This is a genomic window from Sphingobium sp. ba1 (genome assembly GCF_000743655.1).
Classification (GTDB): domain Bacteria; phylum Pseudomonadota; class Alphaproteobacteria; order Sphingomonadales; family Sphingomonadaceae; genus Sphingobium.
The window spans coordinates 1-2,522 of record NZ_JPPQ01000027.1; the positions used below are offsets into that span (position 1 = coordinate 1).

Genomic DNA, 2,522 nt, shown 5'->3' on the forward strand with positions numbered 1-2,522 from the left:
GCAGTGGCGGCAGGCATCCCGGCCGACCGCATCGTCTTTTCCGGCGTCGGCAAGACCGCCGACGAAATGCGGCTGGCGCTGGAACATGGCATTTTCCAGTTCAATCTGGAAAGCGAACCGGAAGCCGAGATGCTGTCGCAAGTCGCGCTGTCGATGGGCAAGCGCGCGCCGGTCGCCTATCGCATCAACCCCGATGTCGATGCGGGCACCCATGCCAAGATCTCGACCGGCAAGTCGGAAAACAAGTTCGGCATCCCCTATGACCGCGCGCTGGAGAGCTATGCCGCCGCGCGCGATCTGCCGGGGCTGGATGTGCAGGGCGTCGCTGTCCATATCGGCAGCCAGTTGACCGATCTCGCCCCGCTGGAGGCCGCCTTTACCAAGGTCGGCGCACTCATCACGGCGCTGCGCGAAGCGGGCCATGACATTCGCACCGCTGACCTGGGTGGTGGCCTGGGCGTCCCCTACGACCCGTCGCAGCCGCTGCCGCCCAGCCCCGCCGATTATGGCGCGATGGTGTGCCGCGTGACGCAGGCCTGGCCCGTGCGGCTGATGTTCGAGCCTGGCCGCGTGATCGTGGGCAATGCGGGCGCGTTGCTGTCGCGCGTGGTGCGGGTGAAGCAGGGGGCCAAGGCACCCTTCGTCATTGTGGATGCGGCCATGAACGACCTGTTGCGGCCCAGCCTTTATGACGCCTGGCATGATATTCGCGCGGTCGCGCCATCGGGCAAGCAGGCAGCCGCCAATGTCGTCGGACCCGTATGCGAGACGGGCGACACCTTCGCCATGGGACGCGATATGGACGTGGTGGAAGCGGGCGATCTGGTCGCCTTCATGACCGCAGGCGCTTATGGCGCGACGATGGCGGGCACCTACAACAGCCGCCCGCTCACGCCTGAAGTGCTGGTGTCGGGCGACCGCTGGGCCGTGGTCCGCGCGCGTCCGCCGATCGAGACGTTGATCGAGGGCGATTCGATCCCCGACTGGCTGGCAGATTGATGCACAGCCTGCCCGTGTTCTTGCGCCTGACGGGCAGGCCCGTGATCCTGACCGGCGAAGGCGAGGCGGCGGACGCCAAGCGCCGCCTGCTGGAACGGGCAGGCGCGCGGATCGTGGGCGAAGAAGATGGCGATGCGCGGATCGCGATCGTGTCCGATGGCGATGCGGTGACGGCCCAGCGCCTGCGCGTACGCGGCGTGCTGGTCAATGCGACCGACAATCCCGACCTGTGCGACTTCACGCTGCCCGCGATCGTCGATCGCGATCCGGTGCTGATCGCGATCGGGACGGGCGGCGCGTCGGCGGGATTGGCGAAGGCGTTGCGGCAAAGGCTGGAGACGCTGTTGCCTGCGGGCCTTGGCGCATTGGCGAGGGGATTGTCAGCGGCGCGGGGCGCGATCCGCGCGCGTTGGCCCGATGGGGGCGATCGACGCCGGGCGATCGATGCCGGGCTAGCGGCGGGCGGGATGATTGATCCCCTGCGCGCCGGTGCCGCTGACGCCGTGCCGCGCTGGATCGAAGGGCAGGGCGATGCGGATGCGACGCGGCTGGAGCCGATCCGGCTGGCATCCAACGATCCTGACGATCTGACCTTGCGGGTCGCGCGGCTGTTGGGGGAGGCCGACCGGGTCTATCACCAGCCAACGGTTGCGGCAGCTGTCCTCGACCGGGCGCGGGCCGATGCGGTGCGGATCGCGGTGGACGCGCCACCTGCGCAGCCGGGCGACGGCCTGTCGCTCTGGCTCACCCTGGGCTGACGCTTAGCCCTGTTGGGCGGTGACTCGTTCGAGTTCGTCTTGCAAGGCCTGGATCGAGGAGACGAGCCGGGCACGATCGATCTGCAATTCGCGCAGCGTTTCGCGGGTTTCGCCCAGTTCCACGGCACGGCGCGCGATGCGGGCGTCGAGTTCGGCATTGTGGCGCGAGAGCGCGCCCATCTGTTCGGCGCGTTGGCACAGATGGCGCAGCCGAGCGTCGAATATGTCGAAGTCGAACGGTTTGACGACATAGTCGTCCGCGCCCGCGTCCAGCGCTTCGACAGTCGCCTGGCTGTCGAGCCGCCCGGCGATCATGACGAAACAGGCGGAGGCGGCGAGATTGGCGGCGCGGATCTGCTTCATGGTCGCGACGGCGGGCAGCATCGTCAGCCCCATGTCGATCAGGATGATATCGGCCCTATGCGTTACCAACAGGCTGAGCGCGCTGAATCCCGTGTCGGCGAGGGCGACGTCATAATTGAGGTGCGACAGGCGGCGGGCGATGACAGCGCGCGCGGTCGGATTTTCGTCGATCAGCAGCACGCGCAGGCGGCGCTGGGCGCGCGCGCGACCCTCCGCATCGGGGGCATCGAACTGCGAGGCTTCGTTCCGTTTGAAAAATGGCATCGTCTGTCCTTCCGCCCGTCATCGAAGGATAGGAAGGCACCGCAAAGAAATGGTTAACGGTTCGCGCTGTTCGGTTCGGGCGCATAGCCGCGCAGGAACAGGTCGACGGCCAGATCGACATCGGCCTGCATCTGCGCG

General features: G+C 67.5%; 3 protein-coding genes. 2 read left to right on the top strand and 1 reads right to left on the bottom strand.

Features of this window, described 5'->3' with window-relative positions:
- Positions 1–999, top strand: a 999-nt coding sequence (gene lysA / locus IL54_RS02170; RefSeq protein WP_037472757.1) for a diaminopimelate decarboxylase, incomplete at its 5' end; no start/stop codon positions are given.
- Positions 999–1,757 carry a precorrin-2 dehydrogenase/sirohydrochlorin ferrochelatase family protein gene (locus IL54_RS02175; protein ID WP_037472760.1) on the top strand — a complete coding sequence of 253 codons (759 nt, stop codon included), beginning with the start codon at positions 999–1,001 and terminating at the stop codon, positions 1,755–1,757. The genes lysA and IL54_RS02175, both read left to right, overlap by 1 nt.
- Positions 1,758–1,760: 3 nt before the next feature.
- Here the strand turns inward: IL54_RS02175 and IL54_RS02180 are convergent, their stop codons facing one another.
- Positions 1,761–2,384 carry a response regulator transcription factor gene (locus tag IL54_RS02180; RefSeq protein WP_037472761.1) on the bottom strand — a complete coding sequence of 208 codons (624 nt, stop codon included), beginning with the start codon at positions 2,382–2,384 and terminating at the stop codon, positions 1,761–1,763.
- Between the last annotated feature and the right edge of the window lie 138 nt (positions 2,385–2,522).